At 72.6% G+C, this 21,659-nt stretch carries 17 protein-coding genes and 1 tRNA gene; 1 reads left to right on the top strand and 17 read right to left on the bottom strand.

Features of this window, described 5'->3' with window-relative positions:
- Positions 1–73 precede the first annotated feature (73 nt).
- From AB0O11_RS14750 to AB0O11_RS14685, 14 genes are all read right to left on the bottom strand, one after another.
- The gene (locus AB0O11_RS14750; RefSeq protein ID WP_363385940.1) at positions 74–1,216 is read right to left on the bottom strand and encodes a glycoside hydrolase family 6 protein; all 1,143 of its coding nucleotides are present in this window, start codon (positions 1,214–1,216) and stop codon (positions 74–76) included.
- A gap of 177 nt (positions 1,217–1,393) precedes the next feature.
- Positions 1,394–2,122 (bottom strand): uracil-DNA glycosylase, encoded by a 729-nt coding sequence (locus tag AB0O11_RS14745; RefSeq protein ID WP_363385938.1) that lies wholly within the window; start codon positions 2,120–2,122, stop codon positions 1,394–1,396.
- Positions 2,123–2,200: 78 nt separating this feature from the next.
- Positions 2,201–3,343 (bottom strand): low temperature requirement protein A, encoded by a 1,143-nt coding sequence (locus AB0O11_RS14740; protein WP_363385936.1) that lies wholly within the window; start codon positions 3,341–3,343, stop codon positions 2,201–2,203.
- Positions 3,344–3,424: 81 nt separating this feature from the next.
- Positions 3,425–4,204, bottom strand: coding sequence for an HAD-IIA family hydrolase (locus AB0O11_RS14735; protein ID WP_363385934.1), 780 nt, complete (start codon positions 4,202–4,204; stop codon positions 3,425–3,427).
- Positions 4,205–4,361: 157 nt separating this feature from the next.
- Positions 4,362–5,684: an MFS transporter gene (locus tag AB0O11_RS14730; protein ID WP_363385931.1), complete on the bottom strand. Its 1,323-nt coding sequence runs from the start codon at positions 5,682–5,684 to the stop codon at positions 4,362–4,364.
- A gap of 77 nt (positions 5,685–5,761) precedes the next feature.
- A complete protein-coding gene (locus AB0O11_RS14725; RefSeq protein ID WP_363385928.1) occupies positions 5,762–6,676 on the bottom strand; it encodes a hypothetical protein in 915 nt (304 codons plus the stop codon).
- Positions 6,677–6,679: 3 nt separating this feature from the next.
- Positions 6,680–7,735, bottom strand: a complete 1,056-nt coding sequence (locus tag AB0O11_RS14720) for a hypothetical protein (protein WP_363385925.1) — start codon at positions 7,733–7,735, stop codon at positions 6,680–6,682.
- Positions 7,736–7,750: 15 nt separating this feature from the next.
- Positions 7,751–8,263, bottom strand: a complete 513-nt coding sequence (locus AB0O11_RS14715; RefSeq protein WP_363385922.1) for a hypothetical protein — start codon at positions 8,261–8,263, stop codon at positions 7,751–7,753.
- Positions 8,264–8,293: 30 nt separating this feature from the next.
- Positions 8,294–9,451 (bottom strand): ATP-grasp domain-containing protein, encoded by a 1,158-nt coding sequence (locus AB0O11_RS14710; RefSeq protein ID WP_363385920.1) that lies wholly within the window; start codon positions 9,449–9,451, stop codon positions 8,294–8,296.
- Between the two features lie 453 nt (positions 9,452–9,904).
- Positions 9,905–11,110, bottom strand: coding sequence for a hypothetical protein (locus AB0O11_RS14705; RefSeq protein ID WP_363385917.1), 1,206 nt, complete (start codon positions 11,108–11,110; stop codon positions 9,905–9,907).
- Positions 11,107–11,571 (bottom strand): hypothetical protein, encoded by a 465-nt coding sequence (locus AB0O11_RS14700; RefSeq protein ID WP_363385914.1) that lies wholly within the window; start codon positions 11,569–11,571, stop codon positions 11,107–11,109. Before AB0O11_RS14700 ends, AB0O11_RS14705 begins: the two co-directional genes overlap by 4 nt.
- Before the next feature lie 2 nt (positions 11,572–11,573).
- The gene (gene ileS / locus AB0O11_RS14695) at positions 11,574–14,648 is read right to left on the bottom strand and encodes an isoleucine--tRNA ligase (protein WP_363385911.1); all 3,075 of its coding nucleotides are present in this window, start codon (positions 14,646–14,648) and stop codon (positions 11,574–11,576) included.
- A gap of 294 nt (positions 14,649–14,942) precedes the next feature.
- Positions 14,943–16,220 (bottom strand): ATP-grasp domain-containing protein, encoded by a 1,278-nt coding sequence (locus AB0O11_RS14690; RefSeq protein WP_363385908.1) that lies wholly within the window; start codon positions 16,218–16,220, stop codon positions 14,943–14,945.
- A 69-nt stretch (positions 16,221–16,289) separates the two neighbouring features.
- Positions 16,290–16,365 (bottom strand) — tRNA-Ile (locus AB0O11_RS14685).
- Between the two features lie 410 nt (positions 16,366–16,775).
- On the opposite strand from AB0O11_RS14685, the gene AB0O11_RS14680 reads away from it, so the two are divergent.
- Positions 16,776–17,804, top strand: coding sequence for a LuxR C-terminal-related transcriptional regulator (locus tag AB0O11_RS14680; protein ID WP_363385905.1), 1,029 nt, complete (start codon positions 16,776–16,778; stop codon positions 17,802–17,804).
- 31 nt (positions 17,805–17,835) lie between these two features.
- Here the strand turns inward: AB0O11_RS14680 and AB0O11_RS14675 are convergent, their stop codons facing one another.
- The 3 genes from AB0O11_RS14675 to AB0O11_RS14665 all read right to left on the bottom strand — a co-directional run bounded on the left by AB0O11_RS14675 (position 17,836) and on the right by AB0O11_RS14665 (position 21,553).
- The gene (locus AB0O11_RS14675; protein WP_363385902.1) at positions 17,836–19,254 is read right to left on the bottom strand and encodes an NAD(P)/FAD-dependent oxidoreductase; all 1,419 of its coding nucleotides are present in this window, start codon (positions 19,252–19,254) and stop codon (positions 17,836–17,838) included.
- A 173-nt stretch (positions 19,255–19,427) separates the two neighbouring features.
- Entirely contained in the window at positions 19,428–20,702 is a 1,275-nt protein-coding gene (locus tag AB0O11_RS14670; RefSeq protein WP_363385899.1) for a pyridoxal phosphate-dependent aminotransferase, read from the bottom strand.
- Positions 20,699–21,553, bottom strand: coding sequence for a class I SAM-dependent methyltransferase (locus AB0O11_RS14665; protein WP_363385896.1), 855 nt, complete (start codon positions 21,551–21,553; stop codon positions 20,699–20,701). Before AB0O11_RS14665 ends, AB0O11_RS14670 begins: the two co-directional genes overlap by 4 nt.
- Positions 21,554–21,659 lie beyond the last annotated feature (106 nt).

The following is a 21,659-nucleotide window of genomic DNA, read 5'->3' as shown; positions in this document are numbered from 1 at the left end:
TAGGACGTCGAGGCCCGCATAGGACGCCATGGCCCGCGCACGACACCGACGCCCCCGGCCGGCGCAGGCGGCCTCAGCGCGCCGCCTGCGCCAGCCCGAGCGCGTACGGCAGCCAGAACTCGCCGGCCCGGGGCTCGCCCCGGCCGCAGTCGCCGTCCGACTCCCCCGGGTTCTTGATCCACAGGTAGGCGTCCACCCCGGCACGGCCGGTCTCGGTGGTCGGTCGCTCGCCGAGCGCGCGCCCGGGCGGGTTGCACCAGGCGGTGCCGCCCAGCGCCCCGTTGCCGCTGCGGCTGGTGTCGATGACGAAGTTCTTCCCGCCCAGGGCCGCGGAGAGCCTGGCGCCGTACGCCGCGTTCCGGTCGGTGTCGTAGAAGTTGGCGACGTTCACGGCGAAGCCGTCCGCCGCCGCGATGCCCGACTTGCGCAGGGCCGTGGCCAGTTCCTCCGGGTCCTGCGCCCAGCCGGGGTTGCCCGCGTCCAGGTAGACCCGCGCGTTCGGGTTCCTCTTCAGCTCCTGGACGGCGAAGGCCAGCAGGCCGTACCGCTCGGCGGCCAGGTCGCCCTTGATCCCGCAGTTGTCCAGGGTGTGCGCGACGGCGTCCGGCTCCAGCACCACCCAGGCCTTGCGGTCGCCGAGGGCCTGCACGATGCCGGTGATCCAGGCCCGGTAGGCGGCCGCGTCGGGGGCGCCGCCGGCCGAGTACTGGCCGCAGTCGCGGTGCGGGATGTCGTACGCGACGAAGACCGCCGTCCGGCCGGCCTCGGCGGCCTGCCGGCTCACCTGCTCAGCGATCTCCCGGGCACCCTGCTCGCCGAGCCACTGGGAGGAGGGCTGGGCGGCGATCCGCAGCAGTGTGTCGGCCTCCGTCGTCCGGCCCTGGCCGCGCAGCGCGGTCACCTGGTGGGCGGCGTTGGTCCGGTCGGAGACGTAGAAGGCCTGCCCGGGAAGCTGGGCGAGGGCCCCGCCCGCACCGGCCTGACCGGTGCCCGCACCCGAGCCGGTGCCCGCGGCCGGACCCGAGCCCGCCGCGGAAGCCGCGCCCGGTTCGCCTCCGCCCGCCGAACCGCCGCCCGCCGAACCGCTGCAGCCGGACGCGGCCGCCAGCACCACCCCGGCCAGCAGTACCCCCGCGGCCCTCCGCAACGTCCCCGTCCGCCCCAGCCCGTGCACGTACCGCCCCTCCCCGGGACCGGTCCGGCGACCGGTCGGCATCAGCTAAGCACACCCGGCACCGGCCGACGGGCGCCGACGGTGAACGGCATGTGGCCGTGGGCGAACGGGACATCGGACCCGTCCGGCCCACGGCCACCGGCGCTCAGCGGCGCCCGGAACCGATCAGGAGTGCTCGGGGAGAGTCCTCGGGAGCACCCGAGGCGCCCGCACCGAGGCTCAGTCCTGCTTCAGGCTCGGCACCTGCCAGTCGATCTCCGCGCCGCCGAAGGAGTCCAGCGCGGCGTTGATCTGCGAGAACGGACGGCTGCCGAAGAACAGCTTCGCCGACAGCGGCGACGGGTGCGCCCCCTGCACCACCACGTGCTTGGCGGTGTCGATCAGCGGCAGCTTCTTCTTCGCGTAGTTGCCCCACAGCACGAAGACCACCGGCTCCTCGCGGTCGCTCACCGCCTTGATCACCGCGTCGGTGAACTTCTCCCAGCCCTTCGCCTTGTGCGAGTTGGCCTCGTGCGCGCGGACCGTGAGCACCGCGTTGAGCAGCAGCACGCCCTGCTCGGCCCAGTGCATCAGGTAGCCGTTGTCCGGGGCGGGGACGCCCAGGTCGGCGTCCAGCTCCTTGAAGATGTTCCGCAGCGACGGCGGCGTCTTGGTGCCCGGCAGCACCGAGAAGCTCATGCCGTGGGCCTGGCCGTTGTCGTGGTACGGGTCCTGGCCGAGCACGAGCACCCGGACCTTGTCGTACGGAGTGGCCTCCAGCGCGGCGAACTCCTGGCCGCTCGGCGGGAACACCTCGTGCTCCGCGCGCTGGGCCGCCACGAAGGCCGCCAGCTCGGCGAAGTACGGCTTCTCCGTCTCGGCGCCCAGCACCCCGCGCCAGGACTCGGGGAGCTCCAGCCCGCCGCCCTCGCCGGCCTCGACCACGCCCGCCTCGACCGTGTCCGTCACGACATCTACCTCCCACACCGCGGCTGCTGCGCCGCACGCCCTCTTTCACCCCGAACGCTACACAGCCCCACCGACAACTCACTCCCCCGGACGGGGCTCCGGGCTCCGGGCGGCCGCCCGCTCCACCCGCAGGTGCTCCACCGCGTTGAGCGCCACCAGCAGCACCGCGAGCACCACCAGCACCACCAGCGCCGGCAGCCGCACCATCGCGGGCAGCAGCGCCAGCACCACCGCCGCCGCCGCGATCCGGGTCGTCGCGACCTGACGGAACATCATCCAGCGCGTGTACCCGAAGGTCAGCAGGTACAGCCCGCAGCCGCCGTACAGCAGCGCCACCGACCCCGCGCCGAGCGCCCGCCGCGGGTCCGCGACCGTCCCCCCGAAGCCGACCGCCACCCCGATCACCCCCGCGGCCAGCGCCAGGTGCCCGTACTGGAAGATCCTCCGGACCACGTCCCGGCGCGAGTCGGCGACCTCCACGGCGTGCCGCATGGCGTCCGCCGCGTACACGAAGTACTGCCACCACAGGCCCACCGAGATGGTGAACGCGACCGCCACGGCGGCGAGTTCGGCCACGTCCAGCCGGACCGAGGCCGCCGTGCCGCCGATCCCGACGATCGACTCGCCGAGCGCCACCAGCAGGAACAGCGCGAACCGCTCCGGCATGTGCGCCGGGTGGTACGCCACCACCGCGAGCCGCCGCCGGAACACCAGCGGCGCGGTCAGGTCGCCGAGCGCGGCCGCCGCCCACAGCGCGAGCCGCGGCCCGTCCGGCAACAGCCCGCCCGCCAGCAGCAGCGGCCCGCTGACCAGCACACCCACCCCGTACGGGCCGCGCCAGGCGCCCGGGATCCGGACCACCAGGAGCAGCAGCACCACCCGGGCCAGCCAGTACGCGGCGCCGAGCAGCACGCCCCGCCCGCCGTACGCCCCCGGGACCGCCAGCGCCATGAACAGGCCGGCCAGCCCGGCCAGCAGGATGCCCAGCCGGTCCCGCAGGTTGTCCACGTCCCGGATGTTGGCCTGCACGGTGGTGCCCACCCAGCACCAGTACACCGGCACGAACACCACCAGCGCCCGGACCAGTCCGGTCACGTCGTGGTGGTGGTGCAGCAGCCCGGAGACCTGGGTGATCGCGAAGACGAAGACCAGGTCGAAGTAGAGCTCCGCCCAGGTGACCCGCTTCTCCCCCAGCCCCTGCGCTTCCCCCGTGACACCCATCCGCCTGGCCCTCCCCGCAGGTACGAAGCGGCCCCGCCCCGGCGACCGGCCGGAACGGGGCCCACGACAGCACCGCAGAGGCTAGACCAGCTCGACCAGGTCCGCGATCGACTTGACCACACGGGTCGGCCGGTACGGGAAGCGCTCCACGTCGGCGGCGGAGGTCAGGCCGGTGAGCACCAGGACGGTCTCCATGCCGGCCTCCATGCCCGCGACGATGTCGGTGTCCATCCGGTCGCCGATCATCACCGCCGTCTCGGAGTGGGCGCCCGCGGTGTTCAGCGCCTCGCGCATCATCAGCGGGTTGGGCTTGCCGACGAAGTACGGCTCGACACCGGTCGCCTTGGTGATCAGGGCCGCGACCGAACCAGTGGCCGGCAGCACGCCCTCGGGGGAGGGGCCGGTCTCGTCCGGGTTGGTGCAGATGAACCGGGCGCCCTGGTTGATCAGGCGGATCGCCTTGGTGAGCGCCTCGAAGGAGTAGGTGCGGGTCTCGCCGAGGACGACGTAGTCGGGGTTGTTGTCGGTCAGCACGTACCCGGCCTGGTACAGCGCGGTGGTGAGCCCCGCCTCGCCGATCACGTACGCGGTCCCCTGCGGCCGCTGGCTCTTGAGGAACTTGGCCGTGGCCAGCGCGGAGGTCCAGATGCACTCCTCGGGCACCTCCAGCCCCATCCCGGCCAGCCGGGCGCTGAGGTCGCGCGGGGTGTAGATGGAGTTGTTGGTGAGGACCAGGAAGGGCTTGCCGGACTCCCGCAGCCTGCGCAGGAACTCCTCCGCCCCGGGGATCGGCGTGCCCTCGTGGATGAGGACCCCGTCCATGTCGGTCAACCAGGACTCGATGGGCTTGCGCTCTGCCACGTAGGTGTCTCCTCGGTCTTGCAAAGGCTCTGAACGATGTCGCACATGCCCGCACCGGACACCCTCGGCCGGTCGGGCGCCACAGGCTGCCCCAACTCCGACCAGCGTAGTCGTCCATCGGCGCGGCCCACAGCGCCCGTCGCTCCGCGGACCGCGGTCAGGCCTCCTCCGCGACCGGGACCGGGCCGACGAGGGGCACCGCGGCACCGTCGTCCTCCGCGCCGGCGTCCGGACCGGCGTCGCGCACGCCCCCGACGCTCGGCAGGGCGGCGAGGGTGAGGGCCGCCAGGACGACGAGGGACGCGCCGCCCAGGAGGGTGGAGCCGGTGCCCGCCAGGTCCGCGATCGGCGTGACGACGGCCAGACCGATCGGGACGAAGACGATGGAGCCGAACGCGTCGTAGGACATGACCCGGGACATCGCCTCCGGCGGCACGTGCTTCTGGAGGGCCGTCTCGAACGTGATGCCGCTCAGGGCGATGCACAGGCCGGCGCCGAACATGGCTGCGGCCGTGGCGACGGCCGGCGCCGTGCCGGCCAGGCAGAGGAACGGCGGCGCGATCCCCAGCGTGAACAGGGCGGCGGCCCGGACCGGACGCCGGGGCCGGATCCGGATCCCGATCACACAGCCCACCGCGAACCCGACCGCCTGGCAGGCGAGCACCGCGGCCCAGGCCGATGCGCCACCGAGGTGCCGGGCGGCGATGACCGGCCCCAGGACGAGGAAGCCCCCGGCCATGCAGACGTTCACCAGCGCCAGCTGGCCGACGCTCGCCCAGACCCACTGACGGGCGGTGAACTCCCGCCAGCCGCCCCGCATCTCGGAGATGATCCGGCTGCCGCCGGCCGGGCGGTCCCCGGCCGGCTCCGGGACGACCGGGGGAAGCCGGAGACCGCTCAGCAGCGCGGCGGACACCAGGAAGGTCGCCGCGTCCGCCACCAGCGCCCAGCCGGGGCCGACGAACGACACGAGGACGCCCGCGACGGCAGCACCGCTCATGCTGCCGACGCTCATGGACAGCTGGACGAGCGCGTTCGCCGGCTGGACCTTGTCCGGGGGCACCAGCAGGACGGTCACCGACCGGGAGGCGGGGGTGAAGAGCGCACTCGCGGCGCCGCTGACCGCCGAGAGGGCGACCAGGGCCGCCGTGGACGCCGACCCGGTGAGCACCAGGAGCGCGATCAGGCCCTGGGCCGCGCCCGCCACCAGATCCGCGCAGACCATGACCCGGTTGCGCGGGAGCCGGTCGGCGAGGACGCCCCCGTACAGCAGGAACACCGCCTGCGCCGCCAGGTGCGCGGCGAGAACCAGCCCGAGCGTCGAGCCCGACCCGCCCGGCATGCCGAGAACGGCGAAGGCCAGCCCGACCGGCGCCATCGCGTCACCGAGCAGGGAGACGGAACGCGCCGAGAACAGCAGCAGGAAGGGGCGTTCCCGTAGGACCGAGAGGTCGGTTCCACGCTTCTTCGGCTTTCGCATGTCTTCTCCTGATGATCCTCACGGTGGTGCCGAGGACGGCTCGGCCGACGGACTGACGGCCCGGACGGGCGGCCTGCTCACAGCCGCAGGAGCGCCAGGCACTCCGCCAGGAAGCGGGTGGACTCCGGCGAACGGCGCCCGACGGACGCCCCGGAGCGCAGCACGCGCGCCGTCTCCCGGTAGGACGCCAGGCGCAGTTCGGCGTGGGACGGCACGGTGCGCGTCACGAGCCCGTTCTGGTCCTCGATCCGCAGTTCGCGCCCCCGCAGCAGGATCGAGCGGTCGACGTCCGTCACCTTCAGATGGAAGTCCTCGATGGCGGACCGCACGGTGACGGTCAGCGCGAGCGGCACCCCGGAGACGAAGTCCACCGAGCCGGCGGCCGATCCGGTCTCGGCCCCCTTGAGGTGGGCCGACCCGGGGCGGCCGAACAGCTGGCACGCGAGGTCGAGGAGGGGGCCGGCGGCGGCCAGCAGCGCCCGGGAGGGCCACAGCGCCGGGCCGCCGTCCTCCGGCTGCCCGGTGCGCCGGTTCCGGGGCGGTACCGGGCGCGGGACGAACTCGGAGACGAACAGCCCCGCGCAGGCCACCGGCGTCCAGGGCACCCGGGTCAGGCCCTGGTCGAGGTCCAGCACGGCCCGGAACGGCAGCACCATTCCCACGGGGGCGTCGAGCAGCGCGTCGTCCTCGGCGAGCCGGTCCAGCTCCGCGAGGGAGAGCGGCGGGCCCTCCTCCAGGAGGACCGCCTTCCCGGCGGCGCGGGCTGCCCGGCTGAGGGCGATCCGGTCGCCCGGGGGTGCCGCGATCACGAGCAGCTCGATGTTCGGGTTCCCCAGCAGGCGGTTCCACTCGCGCAGCGCCACCGCGCCGGCGCCCGGCACGGCGGGGACGTCCTCGTCCCCGGCGGTGGTGAAGAGCTCGCAGTGGCGCAGGGTCGCCCGGGCCCGGTGGGCGGCGAGTCCGGTCCCGACGACAGCGGTGGTGATCGGCATGCGCTACGCCCCGGCCCGCTTCCGCAGCCAGGAGCGCACCAGCGGCGCGGCTCCGAGGAGCGCCCCCGCCACCGCGGCGCCCCGGCGCGCCCGGGCGTTCCCGCGCGGCGCGGCCAGGAGCCGGCCGCACCTGCGCACGGCCTCGTCAGGGGCCGCGAAGAGCGGGACCGAGAACCAGGACAGGTGCCAGAAGGAGATGCCCATGGTGGCCTTGACCGCGCCGTGGAAGGCGGCCGAGGACAGGCCCAGCAGCTCCTTGTGGCGCCAGGCCGCCACGAGCAAGGGGGCGAAGGCCAGTTCGTAGACCAGGGCGGCGGTCGACGCGGCCTTGGCCAGCCCGGGGTCCATGGCCGCGAGGCGCTTGCCGGCGGGTGTGCCCACCTCCGCCCAGGCCGCGCGGAGGGTCCGCCCCTCCGTCCACCGCCAGCCGACCTTGACCAGCTTGGAGATGCCGGACTGGAGGTACATGGTGGCGTAGTAGGCCTGAAGGGCGGTCAGCACCGCCGAGGCGTACTCCGTGTACTCCGGGTCCGCCCGGTACTCCGCGTCCACCGCGGCCCCCGTGCCCGCGACGGCCCCGGTCACGGCCCCCGCCACGGCGCTGCCGGGCTCGTCCGCGAGGGAGAGCAGCGCCAGGAACACGTTGAGGTGGCTGTTGTAGTTGTACGCGTCGTCGTCGAGCGCCACGAGCTGCCGTTGGAGCAGCGCGAAGGAGCCGTTCGCGGCGATCTTCACGGCCGGATGCCGGGCGCCCAGCATCCAGGCGCCGGTCGAGACCGCCGCGACGCCCCGGAGCGCCTCGTACACCAGGGGGTCGAGGGCGGGGCCCTTCGCGGGCCTGCCGTCGGCCTCCTCCACCATGGGCTTGTAGTCGGCGACGAAGCGGCCCGACGGCAGGTGCCAGACCGTACGGAGGACGGCGGCGCCGGTGATCAGGCGGCACAGGGCCAGCCGCTCCGCCGCATGGCTCCGGCCGAGGACGGCATCCACGATGCCGCTCGGGTGGCGGCCGGCCGGCCGCCCGGCCGTCGCACGGCCGCTGGTCTTCGAACGCCCCATCGCGGGTTCCCTACTTCACTTCTCGTGGACGGACCATTGGACGGACCGGCCCCCGGCGATCCCCTGCGGGTCGTGCCGGTGCAGCAGCTCCGCCGAGCGCACCGAGGCGCGGTCGACCGCGTCGCAGGCGTCATCGACCTCCACCAGGTAGACGTCGAGGGCCCGGAAGGGTGCGCCGGTCGGTGACACCGGGGCTGCGCGCACCTCGTCGAAGCCCTTCCACCCGGACTCGTTGATCAGGTCGAGCGTGCGGGCGCAGAACCTGGCCCGCAGGGCCTGGTCCTCGGAGCCGAGGAAGAACCTCTGCATCATCGAGACGACCCGGAAGAACTCGACGGGCAGCAGGCACCAGGGGTCGGCCGGCCCGTGGGCGTGGCCGTCCGCGTCGTAGAGGACGACCCGGAGCTGGTGCCAGCGCTCCGGGAGGTCGTAGGTGAACATGTTGTACGCACAGAAGGGCCAGGTGTTCCGGTCCCGGAACGTGTGCCAGAGCTGGACGGCCAGGTAGGCGGCCGCTCCCGTGAGCACGGCCCGCGAGCGGAGCGCGGGTTTCACGGCCTAGGCGACCCGGAACGAGAACTCGGCGTGCACCCGGCGGGCCGCCTCGTCCAGGTCCGCTTCGTCCTTGCCGCTCACCAGGAACGTCGCGAAGAAGTTCTCGTGGTCGAGCGAGGTGACGCGGTACGACTCCCAGACGTAGCCGTCGACGACGCCGGGGATCTTCTTCATCTGCTCCAGGGGCGTGGCGTCGACGACGGTGCCCTCCTGGTCCGCCTCGATCTGGACGAGGCCGATCGCCTCGTCGCTGCGCACCGCCGCGCGCAGTTGCCCGACGTCCTCCTGCTCCAGCGCCATGAGGATCATCGTCTCGATGGCGTCGATGCCACAGGTCCGCTTGATCGCGGTGGGGTGGAACGGGCCGCCGACGCGGGGGTTGATCTCGATCAGCTCCGCGGAGCCGTCCTCGCGCACCCGAGCCTCGACGTGCAGCCAGCCCCTGGCGAGCCCGAGGTCGGTGCAGAACGCGCTGATCGTCCGCACCACGCTGTCGGCCCCGGCCCGCAGGTGGTCGCCGAACAGCGGTGAGACCAGCATGCCGGTGTCGTGATTCCGTTCCTCGTCACGATCACGTTTGTCGATGAAGAACAGGGCGTGGAACTCGCCGTCGATCAGCGGCCCGTCGATGGAGATCTCGGTGCCGTCGATCTGTTCTTCGATGATGATCTCGAATTCCGCTCCGGCCGCCTCGGCGATATCGGCCAGGTGCCCCCGGAGTTCGCCCTCGCTTTCGGCGCGGCGGACGAATCGCGAGGCGCCGGACTCGACGCACGGCTTCACGATGACCGGGTACGCCGGGACCGCCTCGGCCCGGTAGGAGCCGGCCGGGCCGCTGTCGAACCAGAGCGGCGACAGCCCCAGCCGGCGCATCTCGGCCCGCACCCGCGCCTTGCTGACGAGCACCTCGCGGGCGGGCTCACCGCCCGGCAGGCCGTAGTGCCGGGCCAGCCGGGCCTGCCAATCGACCAGCGGGTCCACCAGGTTGACGACCGCCGAGGGGGCCACGCCGGCCGCTTCGAGGGCCGCGATCGCCTGCTCGACGGTCGCGCCGTCCCAGTCGACGACCACGTGGGCGTCACACGCCTCGCGGTTCATGTCGTCCCGGTCCTCGGAGAGGAGGATCGGCCGCCGGCCCTGCTCCCGGAGCAGGTTCGCCACGAGGCGGACACCGCCGGCCGCGCGCTTCGAGAGGACGAGTACGTCTTGAGAATGTGACACCTGGGATTTCCCCTGTTCAGTCGGTCGCTGTTCCGCCGGGTCCGCCGGATTCCGAGTGGAGCGCGGTCCACCCGGAGGGCCGGACTACCACCATCCGCTGATGTCCATTTCCCCCCCGTTCCCGATGTGTGAATTCACGATCCGCGGGTCGGTCGCGCGGTCGGTGATGAAATCATTTCTCGGGAGCGGGGCGACGGTCCAGGGTTTGACGTTTCGTCGAATCGCCGTGGCGAGAGGCGGACATCCGCCACAGGCGTCTCAGCATGTGGGACGACGGGAGGCCGCGGCCCGGCGGCCCGGCGGGGCTGCGGGGCTGCGGGGCTGCGGGACGAGCCTCCGCAACGGAACCGGCCCTCCCCGCCGAGGCGAGGAGGGCCGGGTGCCGCCGGGCCGTCAGTAGATCCGCTGCTTGTCCGACACCAGGGCCGAGCCGGCGCGGACCGCCGCGAGGCCCGGCTCGGTGTTGGCGCCCACCAGACGGCCCAGGCGGAACGTCCCCGGGGCGTCCTCGGCGTCCTCGGGCAGCGCGTGCGTCCCGTCGCTGCCGTGGTCCAGCAGCGGCGCCTGGAACGCGACCGCGCGTTCCCACAGCACACGGTCGTGCCGCCGCAGTTCGTCGTGCACCGCCTCCGCGAGGGAGCCGAGCGGGACGCTCCGGGTCGTGTCGTCGCCGCGGGTGTAGAGCCGCACCAGGCCGCCGGCCGACGGTCCGACGACCAGCGGGGCGCCGGTCCGCCGGGCCAGTCGCAGGGTGGCCGTCCAGTCCGCCTTCCCGTCCTGGACCCGCAGCCCGGTACCGCGCAGCACCCCGCGCACGTCGTCGCGGGCGCGGGCCGGCACCAGCACCTGCGCCGGGGCCAGCCGCGACGGCAGGCAGACGCCGTGGCGGTCCTGGTGCAGGGCCACCCCCATCGCGATGAGCTTCGCCGTGTAGCCCAGTTCGATCACCGCCCCCCTGGCGCCCAGCCGCGACACGAAGTCGTCGTCCAGGTGGTACAGGGTGCACGTGAGCCACGACCGGCCGTCCGGCGTCCGGGTGAAGGTGAGGATCCGGCGCCGCGCGTGGCTGCGCAGCGGCGGAGCCTCCACCACCACCGTGGGGATCAGCATCGCCTCCATGAAGCGCAGGAACGCGTCGCGGTGGCCCGCCCAGGCGTCCTCCAGGGGCCCGTCGACGACCTGGTGCACCATCTGGCACACGCCCCAGACGTGCTTCTCGCGGATCAGCGGCTGGGCGTCCGTGGTCTCGGCGCGGAAGAGCGGGTTGCGGCAGAGCAGCACCCGGTCCGTACCGTCGTGCCGCACCAGTTCGCGCAGCCCGTCCGGCCGGAGCACCGCGGGCACCTCGCCGTCGACCTCGTACACGTTGGTGTAGCTGTGGGTGACGTCGTACGAGGCCCGGTAGCCGGCGCTGTCCAGCAGCGGATCGGCGGGCGCCTCCTCGACCGCCGCGACCCGGCCCGCCTCGGCCTCGTAGAGGGCGTGCATCCGCTCGATCAGGTCCAGCCCGGCCGGCATCAGTGCGGGGAATCCCGGCGCGAAGTCGAACGCCGAGACGATCCCGCTCGACACCAGCAGCCGCCGGACCTGCGCCGTCATGACGCCTCCCCGGGGGCGGGGCGCCGCTGGACCGGGGCGGCCAGGCAGTGCCGGTCCCGCCCGGCACCGCCCGCGTCCTCGTCCACGCTCACCCGCGGCTCGGCCTCGAACCAGTGGGCGAGGAGCCCGTGCAGCCGCGCGGCCTCCCCGGCGGCCCACTCCCGGGGGCCCTCGGTCTGGAGGAGCAGGACGTGCCGGTGGAGGGAGCCGTCGGCGGTCAGCGCCGGACCGACGGAGAACCAGCTCCCCTTCCGCATCCGGTCGTTGGGGCGCAGCGGCACCACGTCGAACGGGACGTCCGCCGAGCGGAAGTAGAACGTCTGGGTCGTCTGGCGCCAGCGGACGGACCGGGTCAGCGGGTAGTGCGCCCACTGGCGCCGGTTCTCGATCCGGGGGAACGTGAAGACTTCGGGCAGCCGCCGGGCGCCCTCCCGGGTGAGCAGGTCCACGAGGTCCCGCATGTTCACCTCCCGCTCGCCGGGCGGAGGGCGAAGCCTTCGCCGCGGTAGGGCTCCCCGTCGGCCGGGGGCAGGGCGGAGAGCGGGTGGACCTCGACGGCCAGCACCTCCCGGGCGATCTCCTCGCCGGACGCCAGGGCCGTGTCGTCCAGCCACAGCAGGACGCGCTCCTGGATGTCGAGCCCGAGGTCGCGCCGGGCCACCTGGATCGTGCGGATCAGCCGACGGGTGCGGAACTCGGCCAGCAGTCCTTCGTCGAGCGTGGTGTCGATCGCGGCCCCGGCACCGCCGTCCGCGACGGCCGTCCAGCCCGTTTCGACCTCTTCCTGGAAGGAGACGTCGTCCGGCTCGATGGTCACCTCCTGTCCGGCGACGGCCAGCGTCACGGCGGAGCCGGCCCGCAGCTTTCCGACGGCGTCGGCCTCCAGCGTCCGGACCGCCTCGCCGAGCTCCTTCATCAGCTGCCGGTAACGGGGCCCCAACCGGCGCCAGTTGGGCTGGACCAGGTGGCCGACCGGCAGGGTCACCTCGTCCCCCATGGCGAGACTCCTGATGTTGACCTCCTCCCGCACGATCTCCTGGAAGTCGGCGGGCAGGGCCGGCAGGCCGACCACGACGCCCTGCGCCAGCGGCTGGCGCACCGACAGTTCCGCCTTGGTCCGGGCCGCGCGCAGCAGGGAGGTCGCGCGGCGCGCGGTGTCCATGTCGCGTTCCAGGCCGAGGTCCCGGGGGCCGGCCACCGGCCAGTCGTCGAAGTGCACGGAGTCCGGCCGGACGCCGCCCTCGCCCGCCGGGGTGATCGCGTGGTGGATCGCCTCGGCCACGAAGGGCACGAACGGGGCCATCAGTCGGGCCAGCCGGGCGAGCACCAGGTGCAGGGTGGCGAACGCGCCCCGGTCCGTCTCGCCGGTGGACCAGTAGCGGCGCCGCCCGCGCCGGATGTACCAGTTGGAGAGGTCGTCGACGAAGGCGGCGATCGACTGCGCCGCGAGGTGGGCCTGGTAGCCCTCCAGGTCCTCGGTGACCGACTCGACCAGCGCGTTCAGCCGCGAGACGAGCCAGCGGTCGAGGACCTGCTCCGGCTCGAACGCCCCGTCGCCCGGCACGAACCCGGCGAGGTCGGCGTAGCGGCGGTAGAAGTGGACGACGTTCCAGAGCGTCCCCAGGTCCTTGCCGACCCGCTGGTCGATCGAGGTCAGCGAGACGCGCCGGGATCCCCAGGGCGCACCGGAGTTGAAGAAGTACCAGCGCACGCCGTCCGCGCCGAAGCGGTTCAGCGTCTCCTGGGGGTCGATGACGTTCCCGAGGGACTTGGACATCTTGCGGCCGTCGTCGTCCACCAGGTGGCCCAGGCAGACGACGTTGCGGTAGGGCGCCGACCCGTGGGTCAGCGTGTTGACGACGAGCATCGAGTAGAACCAGCCGCGGGTCTGGTCGATCGCCTCGCAGATGAAGTCCGCCGGGTACGCGTCCCGGAGGGTGCTGCCGGGCGTCGCCGGGTAGCCCTGCTGGGCCGCCGGCATGCAGCCGGAGTCCAGCCAGACGTCGCACACCGGTTGGACCCGGTGCGCCGTCCGGTCGCAGTCCGGGCACGGGAAGGCGATGTCGTCCACCGCCGGGCGGTGCAGGGAGAGTCCGGCGAGGTCCCGGCCGGCGTGCTCCGCCAGCTCGGACCGGCTGCCCACACAGGTGTCGTGCCCGTTCGCGCAGCGCCACACCGGCAGCGGCGTGCCCCAGTAGCGGTCCCGGGCGAGCGCCCAGTCGACGTTGTTCTCCAGCCAGTTGCCGAAGCGCCCGTGCTTGATGTGCGCGGGGTGCCAGGTGACCTGCTCGTTCTCCTCGACGAACCGGTCCTTGACCCGTGCGGTGCCGATGTACCAGGTCGGCTTCGCCCAGTACAGCAACGGCGTGGCGCACCGCCAGCAGTGCGGGTAGGAGTGGGTGTACCCGTGTTCCCGCACCAGCAGGCCGCGCTCCGCCAGGTCGGCCAGCACCCGCGGGACGGCTTCGAGGACGTTGGTCCCCGCATACGGTCCGGAGGTGAACTCGCCCTTCTCGTCGACCGGGTTGGGGGAGGGCAGGCCGGCCTCCGCGCACACCTTGGCGTCGTCCTCGCCGAAGGCCGGGGCCAGGTGGACGAGGCCCGAGCCGGTGTCGTCGGAGACGCCGTCCCAGCCGACCACCACGCCCTCGGCGCCGGCGATGTCGTCCGCGTACGGGCGGGTGTAACGGCGGCCGACCAGGTCGGAGCCGCGCAGGACCCGCTCCGGCTCGCCCTCGACGACCTGCGCGGCCCGGGAGACCGCGAGGACCAGCTTCCTGCCGTCGGGGCCGGCGTAGACGCCGTACTCCCGGTCCGGCTCGACCGCGACCGCGACGTTCGCCGGGAGGGTCCAGGGCGTGGTGGTCCAGGCGACCAGTTCCGCCGAGCCGTCCAGCAGCGGGAAGGCGACGAACGCGGACCGGTCCTCGCGGTCGCGGTACACGCCCGGCTGGGCCAGCTCGTGGGAGGAGAGCGCCGTTCCGCAGCGGAAGCAGTACGGGAGGACCTTCTCCCCCTCGAACACCAGGCCCTTGTCCCACATCTCCTTGAGGTGCCACCAGACGGATTCCACGTAGGAGTCGTCCATGGTCCGGTAGGCCCGGTCGAAGTCCACCCAGTACCCGTACCGGGACAGTGTGCGCCGGAACTCGCCGATGTTGCCGGTGGCGTACTCCTGGCAGGCACGGGTGAACGCCTCGACGCCGTGCTCGACGATCTCCTGCTTGCTCCGCAGGCCCAGGTTCCGTTCGACCGCGATCTCGACGGGCAGTCCCTGGCAGTCCCAACCGCCGCGCCGTTCGACCCGCCGGCCCCGCATGGTCTGGAAGCGGGGGTAGACGTCCTTGTAGACCGACGTGAAGACGTGGTGCAGGGCGGGCTTTCCGTTCACGGTGGGCGGCCCCTCGTAGGTCACCCAGGGACGACCGTCCGGGCGGTGGGCGAGGTAGCGGTCGACGACGTCGTGCTCCGCCCAGTACCGAAGGACGCTCTCCTCTAGCTGGGGAAGGTCGAGATTCCCCGAAAAATCGAAAACCATGTCGGCCGTCTGCTCCGTGTTTCGTGGCTGAGGTGGTGATGACCCACGTGCTGTGGCTGGAGGAAGCCGCCTCGCGACAAAGTGGCGAGGGGGGAACATCGCGGCGCGGACAGCGCCTGCGCGGGACTCGCGGAAACCGCCGAGAACGGAACCCCCGTCGGTGCGGCCACCGGGCCGCCGCACAAGGCGCCCGGGGCCGCATCCGGAACAGGAATCATACCCCGGGAGCGGCTTCCCCGACGACTACTTCCCAGCCAACTACCGGACAGACATGGAGAGTTGAAGGCTGTTTCGCTAGTCCTGGACGGGCTCCGTCTCGATCACCGCACGCCGGCGGAGTTCGGCCACGCGCTGCTCGAACTCGGCCCGGGAATCCGCCCCGACGATCGCGAAGGCGCACCAGTCCGAAGGGTGGTTCAGCGAGGCGATCTCCCCTTCGCCGTGGACGACCTGCCAGTGCAGCAGTCCGGGCACGGACGTCATTTCCTCGGCGGGCGTCATGGCGACGATCCGGCCCGGCTTCTGCGGCTTGAGGCTGATGCCGCCGATGAATTCCGGCGGCGTGGCGCGCTCGGGCACGGGAATTCCGATCGTCTCCCGCACGATGACGTCCCAGACGTCGTGCCCGAGCGCCTTGCTCAGCATCTCGGGAATCCATCCACCACCCAGCCGGGTGGCGATCTCCGAGAACACCAACCGGCCGTCCGGACTCCGGAAGAGTTCGAGGTGCGTCAATCCGTCCGCGATGCCCAGGGCCCGGTTGACATTCTTGTGGAGTTCGAGGACTCGGCGGTGGAGTTCGGGATCCTCGGACAGCGGAATGACATATCCGCCGTCGACGATTTCCCGCCCCGAGAGGTCCGCGGTGTCCAGGGAGAGCCGGGGCTCGTAATAGGCGCTGAGGAAGAGGTAGACCGGCTCGCCGTCGCGCCAGAAGGCGTCGACATAGAGTTCCTCGCCCTCGATGAACTCCTCGACGATGAACTGCCGGGAGTTGATCATCTGGTCGATCGAATAGCCGGAGACCTTCTCGGTGAATTCCTCGGCGGAATCGATCCGCAGCGTGCTGATGGTGCCGAAACCGGTGGCGGGCTTGACGACGACGGGATAGTCGAGCTGCCCGGCCAGTTCGGCCGCCCGGTCCGCGCGGACCAGCGAACGGAACGCCGCGGTCGCCACGCCGGCCTCCGCGACCAGGTCCTTCATCAGTCGCTTGTCGCGCACCGCGACGTGCCGCAGCGGCGCCTGCGCACCCTCCCGGAGGAGGATCTCCAGATAGCCGGCACCGAACTGGCTGAACTCGGTGTAGCTGATGACGTGGTCGATCCGGACGCGCCGGAGCCGGAGGTCGACGGCCACCTCGCCCAGCTCCTGGAGGGAGTCGAAGTGGCTGATGCGGTAGACCAGTTCAGCCCTTTCGAGCAGGCTCCAGTCCGGGTTCATGAACCGCGCGTCGAACTCGTCGAGGATGATGCCGAACGGGATGTCGAGCGCGATCAGGCTCTCGACGATCTGCCGCTGCCACTTGCAGAGCAGCACGATGCCCCCCGAACGGGAGAGGCCAGAACTCATGGTGTCACAGCTCCTTGCCGGGCCCTGAGCACTGACAGGGCCCTTCCCTGCGAGGCCTGGACGCACCGGTAGGCCGAGAAGGATTCGAACCTTCGCCCTCACTCTTATCAGGAGTGCGCTCTTGCCAAGACTGAGCTATCGGCCCGAGGCCGGCCGCTGGAATTCAGGTGACCGGCGAATCGGTAAATCGAATTTCAACTCGATCGAGTCTATTGGGATATCCGCGAGACCCACAACGGACACTCATGTGACCTGCGTCACGCCCCGTCGGCGATATGCGATCCAAGCATCGCCATTGCACGCCAAGCGTGCAAATCACCCCGGTCGGGCCGGAAACGGTACACATCTCGGGAAGACTGGTCTCGACCACTTCATAACGACGGTCCCGATCTCCCGGACGGCCCCGGGACGGACCTCGCGGAGGCGGCCGCACCGGAATCGCCGGCGTCGAAGGCAAAGCGCCGCTTAACCCTGGCGTTATAATCGGGACGGGCATGTACGCTCCTCCGGGCGGCAGCACGGGCACTTCCCGGCCGCAGCAATCAAGGGGGATTCATGGATACGGGGAAGAACGCGGAAGAAGCACTGGCGCAGATGCTCTACCGCACGGCGCGGAGCCGGGGCTCCTGGGCCCCGGAGGATATCGCCGAGGAACTGGCCTGCTCGCCGCTCGAAGTGGAGCAGGCCATCGACCGGCTCAAGCACATGAACCTCCTGGTGCCGGCCCCCTCGCAGCCGTCCGGCTATCAGGCCGTGGGTCCGAGCAGCGCTCTCTCCCGGCTGATCTCGCTGGAGCGCGAACTCACCGATGGATGGCTGCGGGAGCGGACCAACCGGCAGGAGCAGATCCTTTCCCTCCTGAGGGAGTTCCCCCTCCAGAGCGGTCCGAGCCCGGACGCCAGCATCGACGTGCTGCCGACCGGCCCCATGGTCAACGACTTCATCGAGGAACAGACCCTGGAGGCCAAGGTCCTCGAACAGGCCATGCACCCCGGCGGCGTCCCGCCGGTGGAACTGGTGGACGAGATGATCCACCGGGACCGTGCGGCCCTGCACCAGGGCGTCCGGCTCGAAGCCATCTACGCCCACCACCTGGTCGAGATCCCGTACCTCCATGCGTACCTGGCCGAGGTGAGCCGGCACGGCGCCGACGTCCGGGTGGCCCCGGCCGTCCCACTGCGGATGATCGTCATCGACTCCAACCTGGCCATCCTGCCGATCGATCCGCAGAACACCGCGCGCGGCGCGTTCGCGATCCGCAGCCACCATGTCATCGGGGCCCTGCGCGCCGTGTTCCACTTCCACTGGGCCGCCGCCGCTCCACTGGTCGCGACCTCCGAGGGGCAGCAGTTCGACGAACTGCTCGACCCCTCCGAGAAGATGGTCATCCACATGATGGCGATGGGCACGAAGGACGAGGCGATTGCCCGCCAACTCGGCATCTCCACCCGGACGTTGAGCCGAAAGATCTCGCAGATCCTGGAGCGGCTGGGCGTCCAGACCCGGTTCCAGGCGGCCGTGAAGCTCGCCCGGGTCGGCGTGATCGACCTCGCGGAGCCCGTCGAGCAGGACATCGCCGGCTGATCCGCCCCGTCCGGCGCCCCACGCGTCCCGCTCACCGCTCCAGGTACCTCAGCGCCGACTCCGCCGCGTTGAAACCGCACATCCCGTGCACCCCGGCACCGGGCGGCGTCGCCGCCGAGCACAGGTACACGCCGGGCACGCCGGTGGCGTACGGATCCAGGGCGAGGCGGGGCCGGGCCACCAGCCGGAGGCCCGCGTTGGACCCACCGACGATGTCCCCGCCGACGAAGTTGCGGTTGTACCCGGGCAGTTGCGCCGTGGAACGGACGTGCCGGGCGACGATCCGCTCCCGGAAGCCGGGGGCGAACCGCTCGATCTGGCCGACGACGGCCTCGGTCGCGTCGCCCCGGAAGCCGTTCGGCACGTGGGCGTAGGCGTAGACGGGATGCGTGTCGCCGGCCGACCGGGACGGATCCGCCAGGTACTGCTGGCCCAGCAGGACGAACGGCCGCTCCGGCAGGCGGCCGCGCGCGACCGCCTGCTCGGCGGCGGCGACCTCCTCGAACGTGCCGCCGAGGTGGACGGTGCCCGCCGCCCGGCAGTGCTCGTTGCGCCACGGGATGCCGCCCTCCACGGCGAAGTCGACCTTGAAGGCGGCCGGACCGTGCCGGTACCGGCGGTAGGCCTGCCGCCTGGCGGGCGGCAGCCGCCGGCCGAGGATCCGGGCGGCCTCCCCGGGCATGGTGTCCAGCAGCACGAGGTCGGCCCCCGCGAGCAGGCCGAGGTCGTCGACCTCCACCCCGGTCTCGACGACGCCGCCGAGTTCGGCCAGCAGGGCCGTCATCGCCCGGGCGATCGCCCCGGAACCCCCCTCGGCCACCGGCCAGCCGTACGTGTGCCCGGCGGCCGTCAGCAGCAGCCCGACGGCCCCGGCGAGCGGCGCCTCCAACGGCCCGAAGGTGTGCGCCGCCACCCCGCCGAACAGCCCTCGCGCCTCCTCGCCGCACCACCGACGCGCCGTCCACGTCGCCGGGGCCAGCGCCCGCAGCCCGAAGGCCGCCAGCGCGAGCGGATGGGAGGGGACGCGCAGCGCCGGCCGGAAGACGTCCTCGACGAGCCGGTCGAACCGCCGCACGAGCGGCTCGAAGGTGCGCCGCCAGGCCCGGCCGTCGGACGGCGGCATGGCGCCGGCCGTACGGTCCACGTCGCGCCACAGGACCCCGGCCGCGCCGGAGTCCAGCGGGTGGGCGACCTCGACCTCCGGCCAGAGCCAGCGCAGCCCGTGCCGTTCCAGGTCCAGCGCGCGCAGGAACGGCGAGGCGACGCCGGCGGGGTGGAAGGCCGAGCAGTCGTCGTGCACCAGCCCCGGCAGCGTGCGCTCGCCGGACCTCAGGCCACCGCCGACGGACTCGTGCGCCTCCAGCACCCGCACCCGCACGCCCTGTCGGGCGAGGCGGATCGCGGCGGCGAGCCCGTTGGGGCCGCTGCCGACCACGACGGCGGTGCTCACGCGGTCACGCTCCTTCCTCGTCGGGTGCTGTCGTCGGCACCGGGGCCGTTGCTTCCGGCTCCGCCGCCGACGACGGCACGTTTCACATCCTGCGGACCGCCCGGCGCGCCCGCCCGCCGTGCTCGTCCTCCCGGCCGCCGCGCGGCCGTGGCACCGTGCCCACGCCGCCGTGGCTACGCCGCCGTGCCCTCGGTCAGGCCCGCCGCGTGGAGCCGGGAGACCGCCTCGGCGAGTCCGGGCGCGTCCAGCCCCAGGAACATCCGGACGTAGTCCGCGGCCACCGGCTCCGTCCGGTCGAGCGTGCGGTCGGCCGGCCAGACCCCGGACATGAAGACCCCGGGACCGACCGCGCACGCTTCGAGGTACTCGTCGGCCCCTCCGGGGAACGACGCCGGGACCGGGATCAGCGCGTACGGGGCCGCCGGGCCCGCGACGACCCGTTCCGGCCGGACACCGGCACCGGCCAGTGCGTCCGCCAGGCCCTCCCGCCGGCGCGCGAAGGTGTCCGCCTCGCCCCGCAGGTAGGCCGTCACGGCCGGCTCGTCCTCCAGCCACACGGCCATCGCGTGCTGCTCGACCGCGCTCGTGTTGAAGGCCCGGCGCGCCCGGTAGTCGTTGACGAAGTCGTCGAGGACCGCCGGGGAGGCCGTGATCGCGCCGATCCCCCACCCGTTGCAGTGGAACTGCTTGCCCAGCGACCGCACCGCGAGCCACAGCGAGTCGCGGAGCACCTCGTCGTCGAGGATCCGCTCGACCGCCGAGGCCCGCCGCTCCCCGCCGTCGGCGAAGCCGTAGTAGGCGTCGTCGACGAGGATCGCCGAGCCGTCGGCCCGCGCGATGTCGAGCAGGGCGTCCAGCGCCGGCTCCGACCAGGACTCGCCGGTCGGGTTGTGCTGGGGGTTGAGGACCAGCAGGTCGGTGCGCTCCCCCCGGGCGGCGAACGCCCTGACCTCGTCCGCGTCCAGGCTCCAGCCGGTGCGGCTGACGTCGAGGTACCGCAGGCGGAAGCCCAGCGGTTCGAGCACCCCGGCGTAGTCCCAGGAGGGTCCCACCACGGTCGCGGTCAGCGGGCCCTCCCGCCGGTCCCGGACCAGCTGCGCGTAGTCCGCCATGGCACCCCGGGTGCCCGACCAGCTGACCGCCACCCGGAAGTCCCCGGCGTGGCGGTCCAGCCGCTGGGTCCGGCTCACGTAGGACTCCAGGGCCTCCCGCAGCCGCGGCAGGCCGTACATGGACAGCTGGTACCCGTGGGCCGAGGCCGGGACCTCGGCCAGGGCCCGGACGAGCGCGGCCGGGGTGTCCCGCCACGTCTCGCCCAGGCCGAGGAGCAGCGGCTCGCGGCTGCCGTCCGCCGAGGCGAGGTAGCGGTCGAGCCACTGGGTGTCGCGCAGCCGGTTCGGGCGGACCGAGGTCTCCAGCAGACCGGCCAGGACGGGCGACGCCGTCATCGGACGACGGGCCGCGTGGTGTGCAGGATGCTCTCCGGGTTCGGGTGGTCGCAGCGGTACATCAGGATGTCGTACCGGGCGTACGCCAGGTTCCGGTCGAACAGGTCGTAGAAGTAGTGCAGGCGCTGCTGGGCGGCGCCGACGACCGCGTCCGACGCGTCGTGGCTGCCGCGCGCCACCACCTCGGCCGCGTACCCGGCGAGCCGCTCGTCGCTCTGCCGCACGTACTCGTACGTCTCCTGCTCGACGAGGGTGGCGCGCTCCGAGCCGAAGAGCGACATCCAGTAGGCCTGGTCGGTCAGGGCGAGCTCGACGCCGATCGCCTCGCCGACCTCGCAGCGCAGGCCCTCCGGCGGCTCCGTGGCGTAGTAGATCGGGGCGGCGACCATCCAGCCCCCGGGCGCCACCACCCGGTAGTACTCGTCGCGGGCCGCCGCGTGGTCGTCGATGAACGAGGTGACGTTGCTGCAGAAGACCAGGTCGAACGCGCCGTCCGCGTAGGGCAGCGCCTTCCCGTCGCCCGCGTCGAAGCGGACGTTGCCGACACCGGCCGCCTCGGCCTTGGCGCGGGCGTGCAGGACCGACAGCGGGTTGATGTCGATGCCGGTGACCTGGCCGTCCACCCAGGCCGCGAACTCGATGCTGGTGTAGCCGGTGTTGCTGCCGACCTCCAGCACCTTCGCGCCCGGCCGCAGCCGGGCCAGGTCGACCACCCGGCGCACCGTCTTGCCGCCGCCCGAGGGCATGTTCGGCTCGTTCAGCAGCCCCACCAGGGTGGAGAAGTCCGCGCTCTCGACCTCGGCCGGACTCATGTCGGCCAGGGTGCGGAACTCCTGCGTCGTGGTGACCATCGGAAAACCTCCTACGTGCTTGTCGTTTGTCGCCGGTGCCGTGTTGCCGTTGCTGTGGTGCTCGTGCTCTTGCTCTTGCTCTCGCTCCTGCTCGTGCAGGGTCGCT

Origin of the sequence: Kitasatospora sp. NPDC093102 (assembly GCF_040683915.1) — a bacterium.
Lineage (GTDB): Bacteria > Actinomycetota > Actinomycetes > Streptomycetales > Streptomycetaceae > Kitasatospora.
Note: the sequence above shows the minus strand (reverse complement) of the source record. Positions and strands in the feature narration are given on the sequence as shown.

Bases quoted from the DNA above. Each gene is read 5' to 3' on its own strand.
- ileS (WP_363385911.1), bottom strand. From the start codon at position 14,648: ATGGTTTTCGATTTTTCGGGGAATCTCGACCTTCCCCAGCTAGAGGAG.
- AB0O11_RS14750 (WP_363385940.1), bottom strand. From the start codon at position 1,216: ATGCCGACCGGTCGCCGGACCGGTCCCGGGGAGGGGCGGTACGTGCAC.
- AB0O11_RS14740 (WP_363385936.1), bottom strand. From the start codon at position 3,343: ATGGGTGTCACGGGGGAAGCGCAGGGGCTGGGGGAGAAGCGGGTCACC.
- AB0O11_RS14705 (WP_363385917.1), bottom strand. From the start codon at position 11,110: ATGACGGCGCAGGTCCGGCGGCTGCTGGTGTCGAGCGGGATCGTCTCG.
- AB0O11_RS14670 (WP_363385899.1), bottom strand. From the start codon at position 20,702: ATGACGGCGTCGCCCGTCCTGGCCGGTCTGCTGGAGACCTCGGTCCGC.
- AB0O11_RS14730 (WP_363385931.1), bottom strand. From the start codon at position 5,684: ATGCGAAAGCCGAAGAAGCGTGGAACCGACCTCTCGGTCCTACGGGAA.
- AB0O11_RS14680 (WP_363385905.1), top strand. From the start codon at position 16,776: ATGGATACGGGGAAGAACGCGGAAGAAGCACTGGCGCAGATGCTCTAC.
- AB0O11_RS14665 (WP_363385896.1), bottom strand. From the start codon at position 21,553: ATGGTCACCACGACGCAGGAGTTCCGCACCCTGGCCGACATGAGTCCG.
- AB0O11_RS14700 (WP_363385914.1), bottom strand. From the start codon at position 11,571: ATGCGGGACCTCGTGGACCTGCTCACCCGGGAGGGCGCCCGGCGGCTG.
- AB0O11_RS14720 (WP_363385925.1), bottom strand. From the start codon at position 7,735: ATGGGGCGTTCGAAGACCAGCGGCCGTGCGACGGCCGGGCGGCCGGCC.
- AB0O11_RS14690 (WP_363385908.1), bottom strand. From the start codon at position 16,220: ATGAGTTCTGGCCTCTCCCGTTCGGGGGGCATCGTGCTGCTCTGCAAG.
- AB0O11_RS14725 (WP_363385928.1), bottom strand. From the start codon at position 6,676: ATGCCGATCACCACCGCTGTCGTCGGGACCGGACTCGCCGCCCACCGG.